The following is a 21,174-nucleotide window of genomic DNA, read 5'->3' on the forward strand; positions in this document are numbered from 1 at the left end:
CTCCCGATTAGAATGTACGTGGCTTAGGTTCAATTGCTTCAACCGTTAATGGGCTGAAACGTACCGGCTTATATTCAAGACGGTTGTCTGATGAATACCATAAAGTATGCTTCATCCACTCATCATCACGGCGACCGTAAGAATAAGTTGGGTGATCAGGTGCTAACTCATAGTCAACAACTGTATGCGCACCACGACATTCTTTACGTGCAGCAGCAGAAATTAGAGTCGCCTTCGCAACTTCATACAAGTTTTCAACTTCCAATGCTTCAACACGTGCAGTGTTAAATACTTTAGATTTGTCTTTCAAATGAATGTTACGAACACGTGGTTCAATCGCAAGAATTTCTTTTACACCCTTGTCAAGCAATGCTTGAGTACGGAATACACCTGCGTGATCTTGAACGATATCACGAATTGCATCAGCAACTTCTTGCGCGTTTTCACCCGTCGTTGAATCATCTAACTTACGAATACGCTTTAATGTATTTTCTAACACATCAGTCGGAAGCGGCTGATAATCATCGCCATGATGTTTAGTCACGTAGTCAATGATGTGTTCACCCGCTGCTTTACCAAATACCACAAGGTCAAGCAATGAGTTTGTACCTAAACGGTTTGCACCATGTACTGATACACAAGAACATTCACCGATCGCATAGAAACCTTTTACTGGTTTCACATAATCACGTGTACCTTTATAAGAATACTCTTTCGTATCTTTATCATAGTGAGCAGAGAATTCACCCTCTTCAACACCGTGCGGTACAACAACTTGACCATGAATATTCGTAGGAATACCACCCATTTGATAATGGATTGTTGGTACAACTGGAATTGGCTCTTTCGTACAGTCAACGTTCGCGAACTTCTTACCAATCTCAAATACAGATGGTAAACGTTTCATGATCGTCTCAGCACCCAAGTGAGTCATATCTAATAAGATATAATCCGCCTTAGGACCACAACCACGACCTTCTTTAATTTCTTGGTCCATAGAACGCGATACGAAGTCACGTGGCGCCAAGTCTTTTAAAGTTGGAGCATAACGTTCCATGAATGGTTCGCCGTCTTTGTTACGAAGGATACCACCTTCACCACGACAACCTTCAGTTAACAATACGCCTGCACCAGCAACACCCGTTGGGTGGAATTGCCAGAATTCCATATCTTGTAATGGAATACCTGCACGAGCAGCCATACCAAGACCATCACCAGTGTTGATATAAGCATTGGTTGATGCACGATAAACACGACCAGCACCACCAGTAGCAAACAAAGTCGCTTTCGCTTGGAATACTGCAATGTTACCTGTTTCTTGGTCGATTGCGGTTACACCAAGAACATCACCCGCTTCGTTACGGATTAAGTCTAATGCAATCCATTCAACGTAAAACTGAGTACCCATTTTTACGTTACTTTGATACAAAGTATGAAGTAATGCATGACCTGTACGGTCAGCAGCAGCACAAGCACGTGGAACTGCTTTTTCACCATAGTTTGCTGAGTGACCACCAAATGGACGCTGATAGATCGTACCATCTTCATTACGGTCAAACGGCATACCTAAGTGTTCAAGCTCATACACAACTTTTGGCGCTTCACGTGTCATGAACTCGATTGCGTCCTGATCGCCTAACCAATCCGAACCTTTAACCGTGTCATAGAAGTGATAATGCCAGTTATCTTCTTGCATGTTACCTAACGATGCACCAATACCGCCTTGAGCAGCAACCGTATGCGAACGTGTCGGGAATACTTTGGTCAATACTGCAACTTTTAAACCAGCTTGAGCAAGTTGGTAAGAAGCACGCATACCAGAACCACCACCACCAACAATAACTGCATCGAAAGTGAGGTTTTGAATATTTGAATAATCTTCTTTAGGGTTAATTGCGCCCATGATCTCTTCCTATCAATTTGCCCAGAAAATCTGGATACCCCAGATTGCGTACACGAACACTGAAATAATGACAGCTGTAGTGAGTACAAGGCGTAAACCTGAAGCCGAAGGACCCATTTGACGAGTCGTTACATAATCAGTAAAGACTTGCCACATACCAATCCAAGCATGAGCAACGAGTGACAATACTGCCAATAAAGAGAAAATCTTCATTGGTAGAGTCAACATAAAGCCAGCCCACTGTTCGTAACCGAATCCGCTATTACACAAGATCCAACCGAACATCACCACAGTGTAAGCAGCCAAAACTACAGCACTGACACGCTGGATATACCAATCGCGAGAACCTGAACCTGTTAAACCTGTAGCACTTTTCATCAGAACATAATCCATACAAATGCCGCGAGAATACCGATCGCAGACAAAATCAATGAAATAGTAGCTGCAATACGACCGCTTTGAAGTTCCTCAGCAAAACCAAGATCAGCAAGTAAATGCTTTACCCCTGCAATGAAGTGAAAAATTAAGCCAGCTACAAATACCCATACGATGAAACGTACACAGATATTTCCGAAAACGACATTTTTAACGTAGTCAAATCCTTCTGGTGAAGATAAAGATTTATCCAAAATCCATAAAAGAACAGCGACTAATAAGAAAACGATTACACCTGATAAACGGTGTAGAATTGATGCAATAGCCACGGGTGAGCGTAAATTTACCGCTAACACCTGACCCATGGACAAATTGACAGGTCTGTTGCTTTTCACAGCGGGCATCCTGTAGGTAGAAACTCCATCCGGAGTTTGTTTGAATTAATTCAAAGGAAAGCTGGCATAGTCAGGCAAGCATAATGCACGCCCAACCTATATAACGACAACGAATTATAAAACGTGAAATATCAAAATACAAACAATCAGTTTTCGCTTTAGTCGAAAATGCAATGAAATAAGAATCATTCACATTTAATACGTATGTAAGCTGCGCTTGAAACCGCAATAAAACCCAATATATTACTGTTATATAAAAATAAAATATGAGTTATTATTTTTTAGTTTACTTAATTTTTTGTCAAAATTATTTCTAATATATTTCAATAACACTCAGCTTAATGTATAAAAATTAATCAAAAACTACAATCTTAAATATAGGCGAAAATAATACCCCTCATTTATATATTAAATATCAGGGATCAATAATCTGTTTCCTCATACCAGATACTCATAAAAAATAAGCTATTTTTTATACAATTAATCGCACCATAATGAATCAATTATGACTCGATATATAAAACTTTTAATCTATTTTTTAATGGATAGTTAATTCTAGACCCTGAGATATATAGGCTTTTGAATTGTGGTAAGTATTTATTTTTTAAGCACCAAAATATAACTCGAATAAAAATTTACTTACAATTGTACTGGTGCTTCATTTTTTTTATGCACCTCAAACCTGATTTGACATATTATACTCGACCGATGCTGTGATTTTACTCAATTTTTTCTTTGATACTGAATGACTAATTGACTGCAATAACGTTATTTTTTATCCCTAAGTATAATTGACAAAATTTTAGTAGCCACTAATCTTATAGCAAATTTTGACACCGTCTGATTCGCACATGACAAGATTAGGATTTCGAGTCAGATAATCATTCACCAGGACAGGAGATCTATTGAATGTCTGCAGCAACTGGCAAAAAAGCCGTATTACAGCTTGATGGCAAAGAAATTGAATTACCAATTTACAGCGGCACATTGGGCCCAGATGTAATTGACGTTAAAGATGTATTAGCATCTGGTCATTTTACTTTCGATCCTGGTTTTATGGCGACAGCTGCTTGCGAATCTAAGATCACATTCATTGATGGTGACAAAGGTGTGTTATTACACCGTGGCTATCCGATTGATCAATTAGCGACTCAAGCAGACTATTTAGAAACTTGCTACTTATTATTAAATGGCGAGCTTCCAAATGCTGAACAGAAAGCAGAATTTGATGCTAAAGTTCGCAACCACACTATGGTTCATGACCAAGTAAGCCGTTTCTTCAATGGTTTCCGTCGTGATGCTCACCCTATGGCAATCATGGTTGGTGTAGTAGGTGCATTATCTGCGTTTTATCACAACGGTTTAGACATCGAAGATGTTAACCATCGTGAAATTACTGCAATTCGCTTAATCGCGAAAATCCCTACGCTTGCAGCGTGGAGCTATAAGTACACTGTAGGTCAACCATTCATTTACCCACGTAATGACTTAGGTTATGCAGAAAACTTCTTGCATATGATGTTTGCAACTCCTGCTGATCGTGACTACAAAGTAAATCCTGTTCTTGCACGTGCAATGGATCGTATCTTTACGCTTCATGCTGACCACGAGCAAAATGCATCTACGTCTACAGTTCGTCTTGCTGGTTCTACTGGTGCGAACCCGTATGCATGTATCTCTGCTGGTATCTCTGCACTTTGGGGACCTGCTCACGGTGGTGCAAACGAAGCTGTACTTAAAATGTTAGATGAAATTGGTAGCGTAGAAAACGTTGCTGAATTCATGGAAAAAGTGAAGAGCAAAGAAGTTAAACTCATGGGCTTCGGTCACCGTGTTTACAAAAACTTCGATCCACGTGCGAAAGTCATGAAACAAACTTGTGACGAAGTACTTGAAGCTTTAGGTATCCAAGATCCACAACTTGCTCTTGCAATGGAACTTGAAAGAATTGCGCTTTCTGATGAATACTTCATCAAGCGTAACTTGTATCCAAACGTAGACTTCTATTCAGGTATCATCTTAAAAGCGATTGGTATTCCAACAGAAATGTTTACTGTAATCTTCGCGCTTGCACGTACAGTTGGTTGGATCAGCCACTGGTTAGAAATGCACAGCGGTCCTTACAAGATCGGTCGTCCACGTCAGCTTTACACAGGCTCGACTCAACGCGACATCAAACGTTAATTTTATTTTTAAAATTAATGTTAAAAAAGCTGCCAAATGGCAGCTTTTTTATTAGAAACAGTATTCATCAAAATGAATTAACGCCCCCAATCCACATCTTTAGCATATGGTTCGACCATTTTAATACGCTTTACATTTTCTTTTTCAATTTGAGTCAAACGTGCATCTACATTTAGATAACATGGCATATACCAATCATATTGTGAGAAAGTGATCGCCCATTTTTTATTTTGAAAAGCATATCCATGACGTGCATAAATTTCATTGCGCATATATTGCAATTGACCTAAAGGTACTTGTAAATCAGCATCTTTTAACAAACGCAGAGAAGCATCAGGAAATTCCCCTTGCTCTTTTGCATATTTACATTGCTGTGCATTTAAACTAAAAAATTTAGGTTTTACCGTTTGAGTTGCAGACGACCATTGCGCTTCAATCGGTGAAGTATTCCCCTTATAATTCAATACGAATCGACCAACATCCACACCCCGCCCAACTTCATTCAAGGTTAATGTATAATTTGAATCAGTTTGCTTTATTTTCCCTTTAAAATTTAATTGCTTACCATTCAAAAAACTATAGCCAGTAACATCATTACCTTTTTGCTGCATAAACAAAGAAATTTTTTGTTCATCGTTATATAACCCTGTCCATGAAGGTGCTATTTGAGCGGGTTGTGCTAAAGTCAGGGTAGTGCTTGATAAAATAGCAATCGCAATTAATAATTGTTTAGGCTTATTCATTTTAATGTTCTCATCTAAAAAACTATTTCAATTATTTTGCTTGCACAGCATAACAGTGATCAATATTTATGTGGAAAATACTCAACCGATTCTCTCAATTGATCATCATATTAGTTTTCGGCTATCTATCTTGGTTAATGCTTAAAATCTGCCTGAATTATTTCCCTTGGTCAGATAGCACCAATTTTTTAGTTCTTAAGCAAGATGTCGTACATTCTCAGCCTTGGCGCTTTGCATTTCAAACTCATGTTATCACTAGCAGCTTGGTATTATTGGCGGGTTTTACCCAATTCTCACATTCAATTCGTAACAACACACCACGTTTACATCGCTATGCGGGCTGGCTTTATATTATTGCAACACTTGGAGCCGCCTTGCCTAGCGGCTTCATTCTTGCAATCTCAGCAAATGGAGGTCTAACTACTCAAATCTGCTTTGTCATTCTTGGATTATTATGGGGGACAAGTACCCTATTTGCACTTTATTATGCTTTTGAAAAAAAATGGATTGCACATCGTAACTGGATGATTCGAAGTTTTGCTTTAGCCTTATCTGCATTAAGCTTGAGAACATGGAAACTTGCACTTTACCAAATTCAACCCTATTGGGATTGGCTTACACCAATCCACATTTATCAGCTTGAAGCATGGTTAGGCTGGACGATAAATGTATTAATTGCTGAAATAGTTATTTATTGGCTAACTTTTCGTAAAAAATCTTTTTAGATCTCATCTTCTTCTAGGGCACGTAACAAGGTTGCACTGATACCATCTGCACGTAACCATGCCAATTCATAACTCGCCTTAGCCAAAGCCAACACACGACGCTCAAACTCATCCCAAATTGGTTTAACCTGTGAATCTGTAATACCAAGCCCACTATCATGTGCCAAATGCTTATTCTTCTCGCAAATTTTCAAAGCATGATACAACTTCCGCCCTGTAGTGGCTGTCTCTAAGACACGAATATGTTTACTGTGAATAAAACCTTCAATATGTTGTAGATTTGCATGAGGTAGCAAAGGCACTAATATTTGATTCAATTGTGCATCCAATCGTCTCCAAACCATGAGTCTTTGCTCAGGCGTGTAGGTGTTCCACTGAATCACTTCATGATTAAAACGGCGACAACCACGACAAACCAGATCACCAAATACCGTTGAGCAACGTCCTGCACAGGGGGTCAATGATGGAATTCGACGATCGTTACTCAAAACCAACTCCTTTAAAACCATATTTGTTTTATGGCTTTCTCGCTTATTTTCAGATTTCGCGCTAAAATGTGCGCCTTATTTTTCTATCTTAATACATTTGGAGTTATCCATGAACGCTACTGTAGAACAGCTTGCACCTGTAGAACAGCAAGCGACCAATAATTGGGTTGTTGCGGCACTATATCAATTTAAAGAAGTTTCAGATGCAGCAGACCTGCAACAACGTCTTTTGAACTTAGTGAAGAGCATCAATTTATGTGGAACTCTGATTGTAGCGTCTGAAGGAATTAATGGAACTGTTGCTGGCGACCGTGCCGCGATTGATACCGTTCATCAATTCCTTTTAAACGAAGGGTTTAATGCAATGGAATATAAAGAGTCTGAAAGCTCTGAAAAACCATTCCGTAAAATGAAAATTAAACTTAAAAATGAAATTGTCACTTTAGGTGTCGAAGTGAAGCCACGTGATTTAGTGGGCCACTATCTTGATCCTCAAGAATGGAATGATCTGATTAGTCGTGATGACGTGATCCTGATCGACACTCGCAATGACTATGAATACAAAGCTGGTACATTTAAAGGTGCGATTGATCCGAAAACTGAAAGTTTCCGTGAATTTCCTGAATATGTAAAACAAAACCTTGAACAACATAAAGATAAAAAAATTGCGATGTTCTGTACGGGCGGTATTCGTTGCGAGAAATCAACTTCTCTACTTCTACAAGAAGGCTTTAATGAAGTTTACCATCTTAAAGGCGGTATTTTAAAATATCTAGAAGAAACCCCTGCCGAAGAAAGTATGTGGGAAGGTGAATGCTTCGTATTTGATGGTCGTACGGCGGTGACTCACGGCGTTGAAGAAGGTGAAAATATTAAGTGTCACGCTTGTGGATGGCCACTTACTAAGGTTGAAGCTGAATTACCAAGCTATGAACACGGCGTGTCTTGTGTTTACTGTATTGATAAAACTACGGATAAACAAAAAGCTGGCTTCCGTATGCGTCAGTCACAAATTGCAGCGGCAAAACGCAAACGCCTATAAATTAGTATAAAGATTTAATAAAAAGCCTTAGCTCAAACTAAGGCTTTTTTTATTTTAATCATCAAGATTATTAACCAATACATCATTGAGAGTTATTTAGACAACCATTATTCTAACCCCTAACTCACAAATCACATTTAGGCGCTATGGGACTGGAAGACTGGGTATTATCCATCATGGAGAAACTAGGATACTTAGGTATCGCATTTTTAATGTTTCTTGATAATATTTTCCCACCGATTCCATCCGAAATCATTATGCCATCCGCTGGTTATACTGCAGCAAAAAGTGAACTGACTTTAATCGGAGTGATTATTGCTGGTAGTATCGGCTCACTTCTAGCCGCGGCATTGCTGTATTGGATTGGTAGAAAAATTCCGCAACACCACCTTTTTACTCTTGTCGAACGCTACGGAAAATACCTCCGTATTAGTGTTGCTGATCTTGAAAAATCATTAGTTTGGTTTGAAAAATATGGGCATAGGATCGTTTTTTTTGGTCGTATGGTACCTGCAGTTCGCTCTTTAATTAGTATCCCAGCAGGTATGAGCAAAATGCCTTTTAGTAAGTTTATGGCTTATAGTGCTGCAGGTACAATCCTTTGGACCACGCTACTTGCCTATGTTGGTTATCATTTTAGTGAAAATCCAGCATTGATGAGTGCTATTACACAACGTATTGGCACTATTATTTTAGCTATTGCAATAGCATACGTACTTTGGTTCTTAATCAAGAAATTCTATTTATCAAAAAAATAGTAGATGACATTTTCAACTCTATTTAAATGAATACTGAGGTTCAAATAATGCAACATGATTTTTGGCATGACAAATGGCAAAACAATAATATTGGTTTTCATCAAGACCAACCTCACGCCCTACTAACCCAATATTTTAGATCATTAGATTTAAAGCCTCATGCACGTATTTTTGTTCCACTTTGTGGTAAAAGTTTAGATATAAACTGGCTAATAAATCAGGGTTATCAAATAGTTGGCATTGATCTTAGCCCTATTGCAATCCAAGATCTTATTTCAAATTTAGGATTGAGCTTTAAAGAGGCACAATCAGGTGAATTGACTCACTATCAACATCCTCAAATTGAATTATTCGTTGGTGATTTTTTCCAGTTAACAGCACAACAACTTGGAGATATAGATGCTGTTTACGATCGAGCTGCTCTAATCGCTCTTCCACCACAAATGCGAAGCCAATACACACAACATTTGTTAGAAATTACAAAACAAGCACCTCAGCTACTAATTAACCTTGAATATGATCAGAACTTACTTAAAGGACCACCATTCTCCGTTCCTAAAGATGAATTAACAAAGCATTACGCAGAACATTACAATTTTGAATTATTAGCAACTGTAACAGAAAATCTTAGAAATAAAGCCACAGCCGATGAAAGTATTTGGCATCTCTGCCGTAAGGAAAAATAAATTCATAAATGATCTAGACAGAACATCAGCTCTGGGGATTGATGATATTCTCCCAGAGTGTTTATCAGTTCAAGTAAGCTAAACTTATCCAATGAAACACATTAAGTTGTTCAATCATTATATTTAGAATCTTAACAAAGATAGTCAAAATTTAAATTTCTCACAAAAGACCATATTAAAACCAATTTAAAGACTTCACCAACATTAATCTATAATTTAAAATAGATTACACAAACTACAATTCATTTTATAAAAATTTAAAAAAACTAAATTATTTCTTTAGTAAAATTATATTTTAAATATCACTAAAATTTTAAATACCACCAAGCCACAATATTTTTTGAATAAGGCCACTCTAGAACAGCCTTATTCCACACATAAAATTATCAAAACTTAGTTATATGACATCTGAGTACCTAGACTTTCAAAGTATATAGTCCCTGTTCCATTCCCACCACCATCACTATTACCTGCTCCCTCAAAGTTAAATGAGAAAATATAGGTACCATCTTTAGAAAAAGTATATTTAACCTCAGTATCACATACAGATTTTACATAATTATAGTTATCATCATAAATATATAGATCAGTTGAATAACCACTAACTTTGTTCAAAGTCAAATCACTTTCAGCCTCACGACAACGTCTTAATTGTCTATCGGTTAATGGTGTATCTAAAAATACCGACAAGTGAATTGTCTCCCCCGCTTTTGCACTATACTTAAAGTAATTATAAAAAGAATTATGATTCATCTTGTTTGATGCTTTAACTAAAATTGGATTACTAGGACTTCCTTGCTCACCAACAGGTGCTATAATTGCTGCGTTACCTTTAACTGCTGCAAAATTTAAAATCCCGTTTCCTCTATAAGCTGGAACCACCTGAAATATTTTTTTATTTGAAGAATCAAATGTATACCTTACATCTTCATAACAATTTAATTGCTCTAACTTATTTTTATTATCATACATACGTGTAATTGGATACTCTGTATCAAGATACCCATTCGCTATAGATTCTCTACATCTCCTCCTATTCTGCATAGTGAATGGTAAGTCAAAATTCACCTTTAAAAATATCGTTTCTTTATCAGTACCAGAATATGTAAAATAATTATAAAAATTATTAGGCCCAATTAAATACTTTTTGGTACTAATAAGTATTTCAGGATTAACAAGCGTTCCTCCCTTAAGTATTTCATTACCACCTGTAGAAGGTGTATTATTATTTGAAGAGGATGAGTTCGAATCATTTGAACCTCCACCACCGCATCCTGCAAGAATTAAAGAAAAAGCCAAAAAAAAATATTTAATTCTATTATTCCCCATAATCAACACTCTTTATAAAAATTAAAAATAACCACCAATAGAATAATATCAGCACAAGCAAAAAGATAGGATCAAATCATACAATAAAAAATATAATAGATTAAGTTAACTCAACATATTAAATACTTTAAAATAAAATCAAAAAAATTAATTATTTTTTTAAAATAAATAATTAATAAAATTAAATATTTATTTTTATTTATTTAAAAATAAAAAAGCCAGTTCATATATGAACTAGCTTTTAAATAAAAGTAATATAATTTTACTCCAAATTATGATAATAAAATTATATGACTATAAAATCATGTTGGCGTGTGATACATGAGATAAATTTCATTCAAATTATCAGGAATTTCTTCTGCTAATTCATCCATCAATTGACCATTACGACGGAAAGACTCCATTTGAGGATCTTCTTCATCAATGCCACTAAACACCATAATTGGTAAAGTTAAATCAACCAATTGCTCTTCAAACTCTGGAGCAAACCATGCCTCTTCATTTAAGAACATTGCATCAACAAAACCAACGCTCCAATCACCTAAACTTGAATCAACATCTGCTTCTTCAATTTCAAAAGGGAATTCAATTCCGTTTTCATTGGCTAAATCTTGGCGAATAGACTCTAACCAAGCTTTGATTTGTTCAATGATTTCACTAGGAACTTTCTTTTGATTACTCTCAAAAAGCTCATCCAACCAACGATCAAATTTTGGACCAACCGCGATAGCACACAAAAAGCCATGAGTCGCTGCAAAATCTAAACCGTGCTCATTTTGATCACCGTCAAGAAAATTACTCAATAAGTCTAAATCTAATGTGCTCATTTTATGATCCAAATTTTAAATACATCGGCAACAGCATAACATTTTCAAACATAAAGTCTTAGCAATTTTGCTTCACTTTAGTCATCCAAATCATCGTCGTCGAAATCATAATCGAAATCTTTTAATTCTCGTTCTAAACGGCGTTGAGCGAGTAGATCATCAATCAAACGGCGCTTTTCTAATGATTCTTTGGCACTGATTTTGCCTGATGACTCATCAAAACCAACATCATCCTCACCGTAGTTATCATCATCTAATTCGAAATCTGTAGAAGACACTAACAGTACCTCTAAATGAAAAAATATAAATGGGTCTAGCCGCTATTTATCGGTCTTATTAAACCTTGTCAAGTTTTATTTGATTTTTTCACTATAAAATGGTGTTTTGTACTTTTTTTCATCGTTTTTTTTGTGTATTTATATTCTAACAATTGTACAAATGAAAAAATTCTTGAATAGGAATTCTCTGCTTGAAAAATTATGACACACCCCCATATTTAAGAAACTACAGTTCAATCCAACCTATTTTTTATTTAAAGCTAGCGGATCAAATCCAAAACATTCCTCGTGAATTGTGCTATCATGCACGGTTTTTCACCGCCACAGATTCAACAAAAGAGTAAGCAAAGATGAGCGATATGAATTCCCCTACTTCGCAAGTAGCGGCTCTGATTAGCCGAGGCAAAGAACAAGGTTACTTAACTTACGCTGAGGTTAACGATCATCTACCAGACTCAATTACGGAAAGTGAGCAGATTGAAGACATCATTCAGATGCTTCAAGACGTTGGTATTCCAGTGCATGAACGTGCACCAGAAACTGATGACACCATGTTTGGTGAATCTACTGAAGCTGCGGACGAAGTCGCTGAAGAAGAAGCTGCTGCCGTATTAGCATCGGTTGAAAGTGAGCCTGGTCGTACCACTGACCCTGTACGTATGTACATGCGTGAAATGGGGACAGTTGAACTTTTAACACGTGAAGGCGAAATTAGCATTGCAAAACGTATCGAAGAAGGTATTCGTGACGTTTTACATTCAATTGCTTATTGGCCAAATGCTGTTGAAGTCGTTTTACAAGAATATAATGACTTTTTAACAGGTGAGCGTCGTCTTGCCGATATTCTTTCTGGCTACTTAGACCCAGAAACTGATGATGACATTCCAGAAGTACTGGAAGAAGAAGCAGAACTTGAAGAAGCTGAAAGCGCTTCACCTGCGACAAAAGATGTAAAACTTGATGATGATGACGAAGACGAAGAATCTGAAGGTGATGATGATTCCGAAGGTGAATCTGGACCTGATCCTGAAATCGCCAAAGTTCGTTTTTCTGAACTAGAAGCTGCTTGGAATGATACAAAAGCAATTGTAGCAAAACATGGTCGTAATAGTGACGAAGCAAAAGCTGCACTAGAAGCTTTAGCTGCAGTCTTTATGATGTTCAAATTCACACCACGTTTATTTGACATCATTTCAGAAATGATTCGTGGGACACATGAACAAATTCGTACCAATGAACGTGAAATCATGCGTTATGCAGTACGTCGTGGTCGTATGGATCGTAATCAATTCCGTACAACGTTCCCTGAACAAGAGTCAAATCCAGCTTGGTTAGATGAACAAATCGCGAAAGCCCCTGCTGAAACCAAAGCACATTTAGAAAAAGTGCGTCCTGACGTATTGGCATTCCAACAGAAGATTGCTGATATTGAGAAAGACCTTGGTTTGAACGTAAAAGATATCAAAGATATCTCTAAACGTATGGCAGTTGGTGAAGCGAAAGCACGTCGTGCCAAGAAAGAAATGGTTGAAGCAAACTTACGTTTGGTTATTTCGATTGCGAAAAAATATACGAACCGTGGCTTACAGTTCCTTGATTTGATTCAAGAAGGTAACATTGGTTTGATGAAGGCTGTAGACAAGTTTGAATATCGTCGTGGTTATAAATTCTCGACGTATGCAACTTGGTGGATTCGTCAGGCGATTACACGTTCGATTGCCGATCAAGCGCGTACTATTCGTATTCCAGTCCACATGATTGAAACGATTAACAAAATCAATCGTGTATCACGTCAACTTCTTCAAGAAATGGGACGTGAACCGACACCTGAAGAGTTAGGTGAACGTCTTGAAATGGACGAGGTTAAAGTTCGTAAAGTACTTAAAATCGCAAAAGAACCGATTTCGATGGAAACACCGATCGGTGATGATGAAGATTCGCATCTTGGTGACTTCATTGAGGACTCAAACATCACATCTCCAGTCGATGCTGCGACCTCAGAAGGTTTAAAAGAAGCGACACGTGAAGTGCTTGAAAACTTAACAGAACGTGAAGCTAAAGTATTAAAAATGCGTTTTGGTATCGATATGCCAACCGACCATACTTTAGAAGAAGTGGGTAAACAGTTTGACGTAACACGTGAACGTATCCGTCAGATTGAAGCGAAAGCGTTACGTAAACTTCGCCACCCTTCTCGCTCTGAACACTTACGTTCATTCTTGGAAAATGACTAATTAATGGGAGGTTTTGAGTGATGGCGTAAGCCCTTAATCGAGACTTGAAATTAAACATTTCATCCCCATCTAGTTATTAGATCATAAGCGCCTGCACTGATGCAGGCGTTTCAAATTAAAGAGGTTGCTCATGTTAGACCGCACTCCTTCTCGTGAATTGCAAGAACATCTTTGGGTTTTCCCGATGGACTATCCAATCAAATTGATTGGTAATGCAGGGGATGAACTTCGAGTGGCTGTTGTTGATATTTTGCAGAAGCACTTCCCTGAATTCGATGGTGGTACAGTAAAAGTACAACCTTCACGTACAGGTAAATACCATTCTTTGACTGCACAATTACGCTTCGAAGAATTAGAACAAGTTCATGCGCTATATGCTGATCTTGCAGCCTGTCCTTTAATTAAGACAGCGCTTTAAATAAGAAATCCAAAATACGAAAGTGTTTTGGATTTTTTGTGAGAATAATAATGCAAAACATTGATGATGAATTCTATGAACGAGCTGATCAGCATATTCAATTGTCTAATCAGCAGATAACGGAAGTAATCGGACGAGGAAAAGTCAGCGCTTCCATGCTTTACGCAACATCACGCTTTAATGCTTGGGTGAGCACAACAGGATGGAATACTGGTGAAGAATTAGCGAATGCTAAAGAAGAAACAATAGAATATTTCCTAACCGAATATAGAAAAATGCTTGAAGAAAATCTTGATGATTATATTGAAAATTTTGAAGAATATATGTTTATTCCTCCAGAATCAGAGATAACCAACCACCAATAAACAATATTAAATGATATGAAATTTTTTAAACGTATACCTTTTATCTGCTTAGCCCTCATTTGGAGTTTTGCTTGCTTTTATGCAGGTTCTTTCAGTACATACGTTCATCAAAATTTATGTTACAGCGAAACGCTATCTATCTTAGGTGAAAATTCTATAAAAATAGCAAATTCAGCCGATCCAATAATATTTATAAAATGGGCTAAATTTATTAACGAACTCCCTCTTGCTGGATACGAATCAAACTGTACAGAAATACTTGAGCATGTAAAGCAAGGTGTTAAAAATGAATTCTAAACCCTCCTTAATCGTTCGTTGTTTCAATAATTTACAAGACTACACAACTCGTTTTGAAGCAATGAAAGACTTCACAACCAATCGTGATGAAACCACACCCGATGAAGTTTGGTTATTACAACATCAAGATGTTTTGACACAAGGGCAAGCTGGTAAAGCTGAACATATCCTTACGCACAGCAGCCTTCCAGTTGTCCATACTGATCGCGGGGGACAAGTCACTTGGCATGGTAAGGGCCAACTCGTTGCTTATTTCCTATTAGATTTAAACCGTTTGAAATGGCATGTCCGAACTCTAGTCAGCTTTGCTGAACAAGCCATGATTGAGTTGCTGAAACAATACAATATTGAGGCTTACGCTAAGCCTGATGCACCAGGTGTCTATGTTGATGGTCGTAAAATCGGATCTTTAGGTTTTAAAATTCGCCGTGGTCGTAGTTACCACGGTTTGGCCTTAAATATTGATTGTGATTTAACAGGCTTTCAAACTATTAATCCTTGTGGATACGCAGGTTTAGAAATGGTACGCTTGCAAGACTTGCTTGAAGATTACCCAAGCTTTGAGCAACTTTGTCATGATTTTATTAGCTATTTACAAAATACGAATTTCTTTCATGACCTTGTAGTCAAATCTGAATAAACTACTTTTAAATTCCAAAGAAATAAATTAGAGTAATTACTCTAAATTTGCTTTTGCATAATTTTAACAAGGGATACGCGAGTGATTTCGACCAAAGCAGTGAAGCCCACTTTGCAATTTGCCTACGTAAAACTCATGATGGATGTCGTCGGTCGTGGTTTAGTAATGGCAAGCCAAGTGGATGACGAAGTACAACAGGAAGTCTCTAAATTTCCAGTTGGCTTTATACTTTCAATGAATGTTTTCCCAAATGGTCCTGCATTTATTGCACGAGTGACCGAAGAAAAACAATTGGAGCTTTTACCTAATTATAAAGGCAAACCAGATTTAACAATTACTTTTAAACATTTAACACATGCTTTCCTTGTATTTTCTTTCCAAGAAAGTACTGCTCAAGCATTTGCTAACGACCGTATGATCGCTGATGGTGATGTTTCAAGTGCCATTCGATTAGTTCGTTGTTTAAATAAAATGGAAGCGTTAATTCTACCTAAATTGATTGCATCACTTGCTGTGAAACGTTATCCAGCTGAATTAACATTCAAAGAAAAATTCACTGGCGCAAAAAATATCTACCTCAAAGTCGCACAATCATATTTCAAACGGAGCGCATAACATGGCTAAGCCTTATTACGAATTTTTTTGTCCTGTAAAAGTAATTGCTGGTAACGCTGCGTTAGAGCACATCCCTTTTGAACTTGCGACTCTAGGCGCAAAACGTCCAATGATCATTACCGATAAAGGCGTACGTGCAAATGGTCTTCTCAGCCCAATTGAAGCTGCTTTTAGCACAACAGATGCTGTAATTGGTGCAATTTTTGATGACGTTCCACCCGATTCAAGCTTGGAAGTAGTACGTGCAGCAGCACAACTGTATCGTGAAAAAAAATGTGATGCCATTATTGCGATTGGTGGTGGTTCAGTTATTGATACATCGAAAGCAACTAATATTTTAGTTTCAGAAGGTGGCGATGATTTATTGCAATACTCAGGTGCACATAACCTACCAAAACCATTAAAACCATTCTTCGTCATTCCAACAACGTCTGGTACAGGTTCTGAAGCAACTATGGTTGCTGTCGTTTCTGATACGCAAAAAAATGTCAAACTTGCATTTGCTTCTTATTACTTGATGCCACATGCTGCAATTCTTGATCCGCGCATGACACAAACATTGCCACCACACCTAACTGCAATGACAGGTATGGATGCACTAACTCACTGTGTTGAAGCTTATACCTGCTTAGCAGCGAATCCTTTAAGCGATGCTTATGCAAGTGCTGGTATCAAGAAAATTAGTGAAAACTTATTCAAAGTTTTAGACAACCCAAGTGATGCACAAGGTCGTTTAGAGCTTGCTCAAGCATCAACTATGGCGGGAATCGCATTCTCTAATTCAATGGTAGGTTTAGTACACTCACTTGGTCACGCCTTAGGTGCAGTTGCTCACCTGCCCCATGGTCTTTGCATGAACTTATTCTTGCCATACGTGCTTGAATACAACAAAGAAGTCAATGGTGCTAAGATTGGTGAATTATTGCTTCCACTTGCAGGTGCAGATATTTATGCACAGACGCCTGCCAATCTGCGAGCAGAAAAAGCCATTGCAACTATTTTAACCATGCGTGATCGTTTATTCACACTTACTAAACTTCCACGTACTTTACGTGAAACGGGTAAAGTGACAGAAGCGCAGTTAGACGAAGTTGCTGAAAAAGCGCTAAATGATGGTTCAATCATTTACAATCCAAAAGAAGCAAATTTAGAAGATCTTCGTGCAATTTTGCAAAAAGCTTGGTAATTCATTAAGTTAAATAAACAATTTAACTTTCAAAGCCCCGATATAATCTCGTTATCGGGGCTTTGCTATTTTAAGTGAATCTTTATTCATCTATTTCTTTGGCGAATTGGCAAAAAAATTGCTAAAAGAAGCATAAAAGTACTGACAATTTATAATAAATTACGATAAATTGGCGCACTTCTTTATTTTGTAGCGGGGGTCATTTTTGTCTCAAATGGCCCTTAAAACCATAGCTGATCTTTGATCAACGATTATGAGGATAACGCCGTTGACAAATATTTCTGGGACTCCATCGGTAGCTAAACTGCAAAAAACGCTAGGTCTCTGGCACATTATCATTATTGGTTTGGCTTATATTCAACCGATGACCTTGTTTGACACTTTCGGTCTGGTATCAGAAGAAAGTCATCACCATGTTCCTACCTCTTACATTGTGGCATTGATTGCGATTTTGTTTACATCGCTAAGCTATGGGCACATGATTCGCCGTTATCCATCTTCTGGATCGGCTTATACTTACGCTCAAAAATCAATCCATCCAAATGTTGGCTTTATGGTGGGGTGGTCTTCTTGGCTCGATTATTTACTATCACCGATGGTCAATATCATCTTGGCGGGAATCTATCTGGATGCCTTATTTCCAAATGTAAATCATTGGGTTTGGGTGATTGTATTAACAGCCTTTATGACTGGTGTTAATTTACGTGGTGCTCGTTTTGTTGCAAACTTTAATAGCTTGATTGTTTTAGTTCAACTGATCGTCATCGGTGTATTCACCTATTTAGTTTATAACAAACTACAAATGGGATATAACGCAGAAGGTCCGATTACTGCAGAAACACGCTATCAACTTTGGAGCTTACAACCGTTCTGGAATGAGCTAACTTCTATTGGTGCGTTAATTACAGGTGCGACTTTACTGTGCTTTTCATTTACAGGTTTTGACTCACTAAGCTCTCTAGCAGAAGAAACTAAAGATACTGAAAAGACCTTACCAAAAGCGATTTTCTTGACTGCATTATTCGCAGGTGTAATTTTTATTATTAGCACCTACTTTATGCAAATTTACTTTCCAAATGATCCAAAAAGTTACTTCCAAGATGTCGCAGCAACGCAGCCAGATATTTTATTATTGGTGGGTGGTTCGCTGTTCCAGTCTTACGTTTTAGCGTTTGCAATTGTGACTGTCATGGCATCTGGTATTTCAGCTCATGCTGGCGTATCTCGTTTAATGTATGTAATGGGTCGTGATGGTGTCATCAACAAGAAAATCTTCGGCCATATTAGTCATAAAACATATACCCCATCTTATAATATTATCATTGTAGGATTGGTCGCATTAAGCGCTGGTTTTATGAGTTTGGATGTTGTGATTTCAATGATCAGCTTTGGTGCTTTGATTGCATTTACTTTTGTGAATCTCTCAGTAATTTCTCGCTATGCATTACGTGATGGTCGCACCAAGAATTTCAAAGATATTTTAAACTTTGTCATCATTCCTCTTTGTGGCTTCCTCAGTGTCTTCGCTATGTGGCTGGAAATTGAAGATACAGCATTAAAATACGGTTTATGGTGGGCAATGTTTGGTGTTTTATATTTAGGCTATAAAACCAAAGGCTTTAAATATAATGCACCTCAACACAATGAACACGAATAAAATCATCTAAATTTAAAAAGGCGCTAAATGCGCCTTTTTATTAACTCAAAACTTAGCTATGCAGTTTTTCAACAATTGATTTAACACGTTCAGCATACAGCTTCGCTGTTTCTAAGTCCCCTGTAGGAATCTCATCTACACTCGCATCAGAAGGTGATTGAACCAGTAAACCAACAGAACCGCCTAAATTATTCACATCTTCGCGTTTAGCAGCTTTGGTATTGGCTGGAAGTAAACCTAAACTCACCCAAATACCACCATGCTGAGAAGCTAAGGTTTGTAATTGAATCAACGTCACTTGTTTATCACCATTTAAACTCGCACTGTTTGTAAAGCCTGCAAAAACTTTATCTTGCCAACCCCGCGTGAACCATACTTTTGAGGAAGCATCAGCAAATTTCTTAAATTGCCAAGGTGCTGTTCCCATATATGTTGGCGCGCCAAATACAATCGCTTGGGCATCATTTAAGGTTTGCCAATCTTGCTCTGTAATTTCACCGTTCTGATCGATTTCGATCAATGTAGCATCAATCGGTTGTGCAAAAGTTTGTGCAATTACTTTGGTGTGACCATAACCAGAGAAATAAACAACTGCAATTTTTGTCATGAGATTATCCAAAATTTTTAAAAAGTTCGATTTAATGATATATTTTAGAAACTAGGTGTCAATTAGTTACCAATCGGTAACTAGGGACATTCAATGGAGAAAAAGAAGGGTTTAAATATGAATCAAGCATTAAAATATAATATTTATCAACAACATTGCCCTGCTCGATTATTTTTTGAAAAAATTGCAGATAAATGGGTTTTGTTGATCATCAATATACTTGCAAGAGAAACTCAGCATTTTAATTTACTCAAAAAAAGTATTCAGGGTATTTCCCCAAAAGTGCTTTCACAAAAATTAAAAATGTTAGAACGAGATGGATTTATTGCAAGACAAGTACAAGATACTGCACCCATTCGTGTTGATTACTCATTAACCCCACTCGGCTTAGAAGTCGCAAAAATGGCATATCAATTAAAAGACTGGGCAGAGAGTAATATTGAACAAGTCATTTATGCACAGCAACGTTTTGATGCAATACAAGAACAATAATTCTAATCATTCAGTGAGGTGTGTATGTATCCACAGCCTTTAATTGCGGTAGCTGATGTCGAAAAAACCAGTCAGTGGTATCAAACAATACTTGGTTTAGAAAGCGGGCATGGTGGCAGAGAATATGAACAATTGTTATTTGAGCAGCATATGGTGTTACAACTGCACCAATGGCAAGCTCATAACCACTCACATATCGGTGACCCCAAACGGCTGATTGGAAATGGGGTTTTATTGTGGTTTGAAAGCAATCGATTTGATGAGATTGTTCAAAAATTACAAACTCATCAAATCGAAATTTTAGAAGGACCGAAATACAACCCTAACGCACACCATCGAGAGATTTGGTTTAAAGATCTGAATGGTTATACCTTGGTTATTGCGAGCCCGTATGGTGATCTCTAACCCAAGGAACTAAAGTTGTTTAAAACCCTGTTGCCGCCACGCTTCATAGACAATAACTGCAGTTGCGTTAGAGAGGTTTAAGCTTCTTGAGTTTTCAGCCATTGGCAAACGAATCCACTGCTCTTGTGGGAACATTAAACGCACTTGTTCAGGTAAACCACGAGTTTCAGGTCCCATTAACAAAGCAACTGGACGATTAAGATCGACAGTATGCGGTGTCGCTGTACCTTTAGTGGTCAGTGGAAAAACATGCTCAACACCTTTGGTTTTTAAATCGGCAAGACAGAGCTCGATATTGTCCCAAATTTGCATTCTTGCCCATTCGTGGTAATCCAAACCTGCTCGCTTCAATTTCTTATCGTCTAGTTCAAAACCTAAAGGTCTCACTAAATGCAATTGAGCACCTGTATTGGCACACAAACGAATAATATTACCTGTGTTTGCAGGTATTTCTGGTTCGTATAGGACAACATGAATCACAAATTTTCTCTACTATTCAAATTCTCCAGATCTATTTATTAAATA

The 21,174-nt window shown here is 37.5% G+C and carries 24 protein-coding genes; 14 read left to right on the top strand and 10 right to left on the bottom strand.

Going from position 1 to position 21,174, the window contains the following annotated elements; translation table 11 throughout:
- Nucleotides 1-7 precede the first annotated feature (7 nt).
- The 3 genes from sdhA to sdhC are packed head-to-tail and all read right to left on the bottom strand — an operon-like array spanning nt 8 to nt 2,682.
- A complete protein-coding gene (gene sdhA, locus IEV17_RS10260) occupies nt 8-1,903 on the bottom strand; it encodes a succinate dehydrogenase flavoprotein subunit (protein WP_004664448.1) in 1,896 nt (631 codons plus the stop codon).
- A gap of 12 nt (nt 1,904-1,915) precedes the next feature.
- Nucleotides 1,916-2,281, bottom strand: coding sequence for a succinate dehydrogenase, hydrophobic membrane anchor protein (gene sdhD, locus IEV17_RS10265; protein ID WP_004664449.1), 366 nt, complete (start codon nt 2,279-2,281; stop codon nt 1,916-1,918).
- On the bottom strand, nt 2,281-2,682 hold the full coding sequence (gene sdhC / locus IEV17_RS10270) for a succinate dehydrogenase, cytochrome b556 subunit (protein WP_018676974.1): 402 nt from the start codon (nt 2,680-2,682) through the stop codon (nt 2,281-2,283). Before sdhC ends, sdhD begins: the two co-directional genes overlap by 1 nt.
- 900 nt (nt 2,683-3,582) lie before the next feature.
- On the opposite strand from sdhC, the gene gltA reads away from it, so the two are divergent.
- A complete protein-coding gene (gltA, locus tag IEV17_RS10275) occupies nt 3,583-4,857 on the top strand; it encodes a citrate synthase (RefSeq protein WP_004664452.1) in 1,275 nt (424 codons plus the stop codon).
- A 77-nt stretch (nt 4,858-4,934) separates the two neighbouring features.
- Here the strand turns inward: gltA and IEV17_RS10280 are convergent, their stop codons facing one another.
- On the bottom strand, nt 4,935-5,600 hold the full coding sequence (locus IEV17_RS10280) for a YARHG domain-containing protein (RefSeq protein ID WP_004664454.1): 666 nt from the start codon (nt 5,598-5,600) through the stop codon (nt 4,935-4,937).
- A 68-nt stretch (nt 5,601-5,668) separates the two neighbouring features.
- On the opposite strand from IEV17_RS10280, the gene IEV17_RS10285 reads away from it, so the two are divergent.
- The gene (locus IEV17_RS10285; protein ID WP_004664456.1) at nt 5,669-6,325 is read left to right on the top strand and encodes a DUF2306 domain-containing protein; all 657 of its coding nucleotides are present in this window, start codon (nt 5,669-5,671) and stop codon (nt 6,323-6,325) included.
- On the opposite strand, the gene IEV17_RS10290 is transcribed toward IEV17_RS10285, so the two are convergent.
- A complete protein-coding gene (locus tag IEV17_RS10290) occupies nt 6,322-6,813 on the bottom strand; it encodes a DUF1289 domain-containing protein (RefSeq protein WP_004664457.1) in 492 nt (163 codons plus the stop codon). The genes IEV17_RS10285 and IEV17_RS10290 overlap by 4 nt on opposite strands.
- A 109-nt stretch (nt 6,814-6,922) precedes the next feature.
- Between IEV17_RS10290 and trhO the strand changes: the two genes are divergently transcribed.
- The 3 genes from trhO (at nt 6,923) to tmpT (ending at nt 9,299) form a co-directional block, all read left to right on the top strand.
- On the top strand, nt 6,923-7,855 hold the full coding sequence (gene trhO, locus IEV17_RS10295; RefSeq protein ID WP_004664460.1) for an oxygen-dependent tRNA uridine(34) hydroxylase TrhO: 933 nt from the start codon (nt 6,923-6,925) through the stop codon (nt 7,853-7,855).
- 146 nt (nt 7,856-8,001) lie between these two features.
- A complete protein-coding gene (locus IEV17_RS10300; protein WP_004664461.1) occupies nt 8,002-8,613 on the top strand; it encodes a DedA family protein in 612 nt (203 codons plus the stop codon).
- 47 nt (nt 8,614-8,660) lie between these two features.
- Nucleotides 8,661-9,299 (top strand): thiopurine S-methyltransferase, encoded by a 639-nt coding sequence (gene tmpT / locus IEV17_RS10305; protein WP_004664464.1) that lies wholly within the window; start codon nt 8,661-8,663, stop codon nt 9,297-9,299.
- 393 nt (nt 9,300-9,692) lie between these two features.
- Here the strand turns inward: tmpT and IEV17_RS10310 are convergent, their stop codons facing one another.
- The 3 genes from IEV17_RS10310 to IEV17_RS10320 all read right to left on the bottom strand — a co-directional run bounded on the left by IEV17_RS10310 (nt 9,693) and on the right by IEV17_RS10320 (nt 11,733).
- A complete protein-coding gene (locus IEV17_RS10310) occupies nt 9,693-10,628 on the bottom strand; it encodes a hypothetical protein (RefSeq protein ID WP_004664466.1) in 936 nt (311 codons plus the stop codon).
- Between the two features lie 302 nt (nt 10,629-10,930).
- Nucleotides 10,931-11,455, bottom strand: coding sequence for a YecA/YgfB family protein (locus IEV17_RS10315; protein WP_004664468.1), 525 nt, complete (start codon nt 11,453-11,455; stop codon nt 10,931-10,933).
- 77 nt (nt 11,456-11,532) lie between these two features.
- Nucleotides 11,533-11,733: a PA3496 family putative envelope integrity protein gene (locus tag IEV17_RS10320; protein ID WP_004664469.1), complete on the bottom strand. Its 201-nt coding sequence runs from the start codon at nt 11,731-11,733 to the stop codon at nt 11,533-11,535.
- A gap of 350 nt (nt 11,734-12,083) precedes the next feature.
- Here IEV17_RS10320 and rpoD point away from each other — a divergent pair, with 350 nt between their 5' ends.
- From rpoD to IEV17_RS10355, 7 genes are all read left to right on the top strand, one after another.
- Complete coding sequence (rpoD, locus tag IEV17_RS10325; RefSeq protein WP_004664471.1) at nt 12,084-13,967, top strand: RNA polymerase sigma factor RpoD; 1,884 nt, start codon at nt 12,084-12,086, stop codon at nt 13,965-13,967.
- A 130-nt stretch (nt 13,968-14,097) separates the two neighbouring features.
- Nucleotides 14,098-14,385, top strand: coding sequence for a YbeD family protein (locus IEV17_RS10330; protein WP_004664473.1), 288 nt, complete (start codon nt 14,098-14,100; stop codon nt 14,383-14,385).
- A gap of 50 nt (nt 14,386-14,435) precedes the next feature.
- A complete protein-coding gene (locus tag IEV17_RS10335) occupies nt 14,436-14,750 on the top strand; it encodes a DUF3144 domain-containing protein (RefSeq protein WP_004664476.1) in 315 nt (104 codons plus the stop codon).
- Between the two features lie 286 nt (nt 14,751-15,036).
- Nucleotides 15,037-15,687 carry a lipoyl(octanoyl) transferase LipB gene (gene lipB, locus IEV17_RS10340; RefSeq protein WP_004664479.1) on the top strand — a complete coding sequence of 217 codons (651 nt, stop codon included), beginning with the start codon at nt 15,037-15,039 and terminating at the stop codon, nt 15,685-15,687.
- 81 nt (nt 15,688-15,768) lie between these two features.
- Nucleotides 15,769-16,302 (top strand): hypothetical protein, encoded by a 534-nt coding sequence (locus tag IEV17_RS10345; protein WP_004664480.1) that lies wholly within the window; start codon nt 15,769-15,771, stop codon nt 16,300-16,302.
- A 1-nt stretch (nt 16,303) separates the two neighbouring features.
- Nucleotides 16,304-17,488, top strand: coding sequence for an iron-containing alcohol dehydrogenase (locus IEV17_RS10350; protein ID WP_004664481.1), 1,185 nt, complete (start codon nt 16,304-16,306; stop codon nt 17,486-17,488).
- Between the two features lie 253 nt (nt 17,489-17,741).
- A complete protein-coding gene (locus tag IEV17_RS10355; RefSeq protein WP_171062470.1) occupies nt 17,742-19,145 on the top strand; it encodes an APC family permease in 1,404 nt (467 codons plus the stop codon).
- Nucleotides 19,146-19,197: 52 nt separating this feature from the next.
- On the opposite strand, the gene IEV17_RS10360 is transcribed toward IEV17_RS10355, so the two are convergent.
- The gene (locus IEV17_RS10360) at nt 19,198-19,752 is read right to left on the bottom strand and encodes a flavodoxin family protein (RefSeq protein ID WP_004664484.1); all 555 of its coding nucleotides are present in this window, start codon (nt 19,750-19,752) and stop codon (nt 19,198-19,200) included.
- Between the two features lie 117 nt (nt 19,753-19,869).
- On the opposite strand from IEV17_RS10360, the gene IEV17_RS10365 reads away from it, so the two are divergent.
- Both IEV17_RS10365 and IEV17_RS10370 read left to right on the top strand, forming a co-directional pair.
- On the top strand, nt 19,870-20,244 hold the full coding sequence (locus tag IEV17_RS10365; RefSeq protein ID WP_034602038.1) for a winged helix-turn-helix transcriptional regulator: 375 nt from the start codon (nt 19,870-19,872) through the stop codon (nt 20,242-20,244).
- Between the two features lie 24 nt (nt 20,245-20,268).
- A complete protein-coding gene (locus IEV17_RS10370) occupies nt 20,269-20,649 on the top strand; it encodes a VOC family protein (protein ID WP_004664487.1) in 381 nt (126 codons plus the stop codon).
- A gap of 9 nt (nt 20,650-20,658) precedes the next feature.
- On the opposite strand, the gene IEV17_RS10375 is transcribed toward IEV17_RS10370, so the two are convergent.
- The gene (locus IEV17_RS10375) at nt 20,659-21,129 is read right to left on the bottom strand and encodes a tRNA (cytidine(34)-2'-O)-methyltransferase (protein ID WP_004664488.1); all 471 of its coding nucleotides are present in this window, start codon (nt 21,127-21,129) and stop codon (nt 20,659-20,661) included.
- Between the last annotated feature and the right edge of the window lie 45 nt (nt 21,130-21,174).

It is taken from the genome of Acinetobacter modestus (genome assembly GCF_014636095.1).
GTDB lineage: Bacteria > Pseudomonadota > Gammaproteobacteria > Pseudomonadales > Moraxellaceae > Acinetobacter > Acinetobacter modestus.

Bases quoted from the DNA above. Each gene is read 5' to 3' on its own strand.
- sdhA (WP_004664448.1), bottom strand. From the start codon at position 1,903: ATGGGCGCAATTAACCCTAAAGAAGATTATTCAAATATTCAAAACCTC.
- sdhD (WP_004664449.1), bottom strand. From the start codon at position 2,281: ATGAAAAGTGCTACAGGTTTAACAGGTTCAGGTTCTCGCGATTGGTAT.
- sdhC (WP_018676974.1), bottom strand. From the start codon at position 2,682: ATGCCCGCTGTGAAAAGCAACAGACCTGTCAATTTGTCCATGGGTCAG.
- gltA (WP_004664452.1), top strand. From the start codon at position 3,583: ATGTCTGCAGCAACTGGCAAAAAAGCCGTATTACAGCTTGATGGCAAA.
- IEV17_RS10280 (WP_004664454.1), bottom strand. From the start codon at position 5,600: ATGAATAAGCCTAAACAATTATTAATTGCGATTGCTATTTTATCAAGC.
- IEV17_RS10285 (WP_004664456.1), top strand. From the start codon at position 5,669: ATGTGGAAAATACTCAACCGATTCTCTCAATTGATCATCATATTAGTT.
- trhO (WP_004664460.1), top strand. From the start codon at position 6,923: ATGAACGCTACTGTAGAACAGCTTGCACCTGTAGAACAGCAAGCGACC.
- IEV17_RS10300 (WP_004664461.1), top strand. From the start codon at position 8,002: ATGGGACTGGAAGACTGGGTATTATCCATCATGGAGAAACTAGGATAC.
- tmpT (WP_004664464.1), top strand. From the start codon at position 8,661: ATGCAACATGATTTTTGGCATGACAAATGGCAAAACAATAATATTGGT.
- IEV17_RS10310 (WP_004664466.1), bottom strand. From the start codon at position 10,628: ATGGGGAATAATAGAATTAAATATTTTTTTTTGGCTTTTTCTTTAATT.
- IEV17_RS10315 (WP_004664468.1), bottom strand. From the start codon at position 11,455: ATGAGCACATTAGATTTAGACTTATTGAGTAATTTTCTTGACGGTGAT.
- rpoD (WP_004664471.1), top strand. From the start codon at position 12,084: ATGAGCGATATGAATTCCCCTACTTCGCAAGTAGCGGCTCTGATTAGC.
- IEV17_RS10330 (WP_004664473.1), top strand. From the start codon at position 14,098: ATGTTAGACCGCACTCCTTCTCGTGAATTGCAAGAACATCTTTGGGTT.
- IEV17_RS10335 (WP_004664476.1), top strand. From the start codon at position 14,436: ATGCAAAACATTGATGATGAATTCTATGAACGAGCTGATCAGCATATT.
- lipB (WP_004664479.1), top strand. From the start codon at position 15,037: ATGAATTCTAAACCCTCCTTAATCGTTCGTTGTTTCAATAATTTACAA.
- IEV17_RS10350 (WP_004664481.1), top strand. From the start codon at position 16,304: ATGGCTAAGCCTTATTACGAATTTTTTTGTCCTGTAAAAGTAATTGCT.
- IEV17_RS10355 (WP_171062470.1), top strand. From the start codon at position 17,742: ATGAGGATAACGCCGTTGACAAATATTTCTGGGACTCCATCGGTAGCT.
- IEV17_RS10360 (WP_004664484.1), bottom strand. From the start codon at position 19,752: ATGACAAAAATTGCAGTTGTTTATTTCTCTGGTTATGGTCACACCAAA.
- IEV17_RS10365 (WP_034602038.1), top strand. From the start codon at position 19,870: ATGAATCAAGCATTAAAATATAATATTTATCAACAACATTGCCCTGCT.
- IEV17_RS10370 (WP_004664487.1), top strand. From the start codon at position 20,269: ATGTATCCACAGCCTTTAATTGCGGTAGCTGATGTCGAAAAAACCAGT.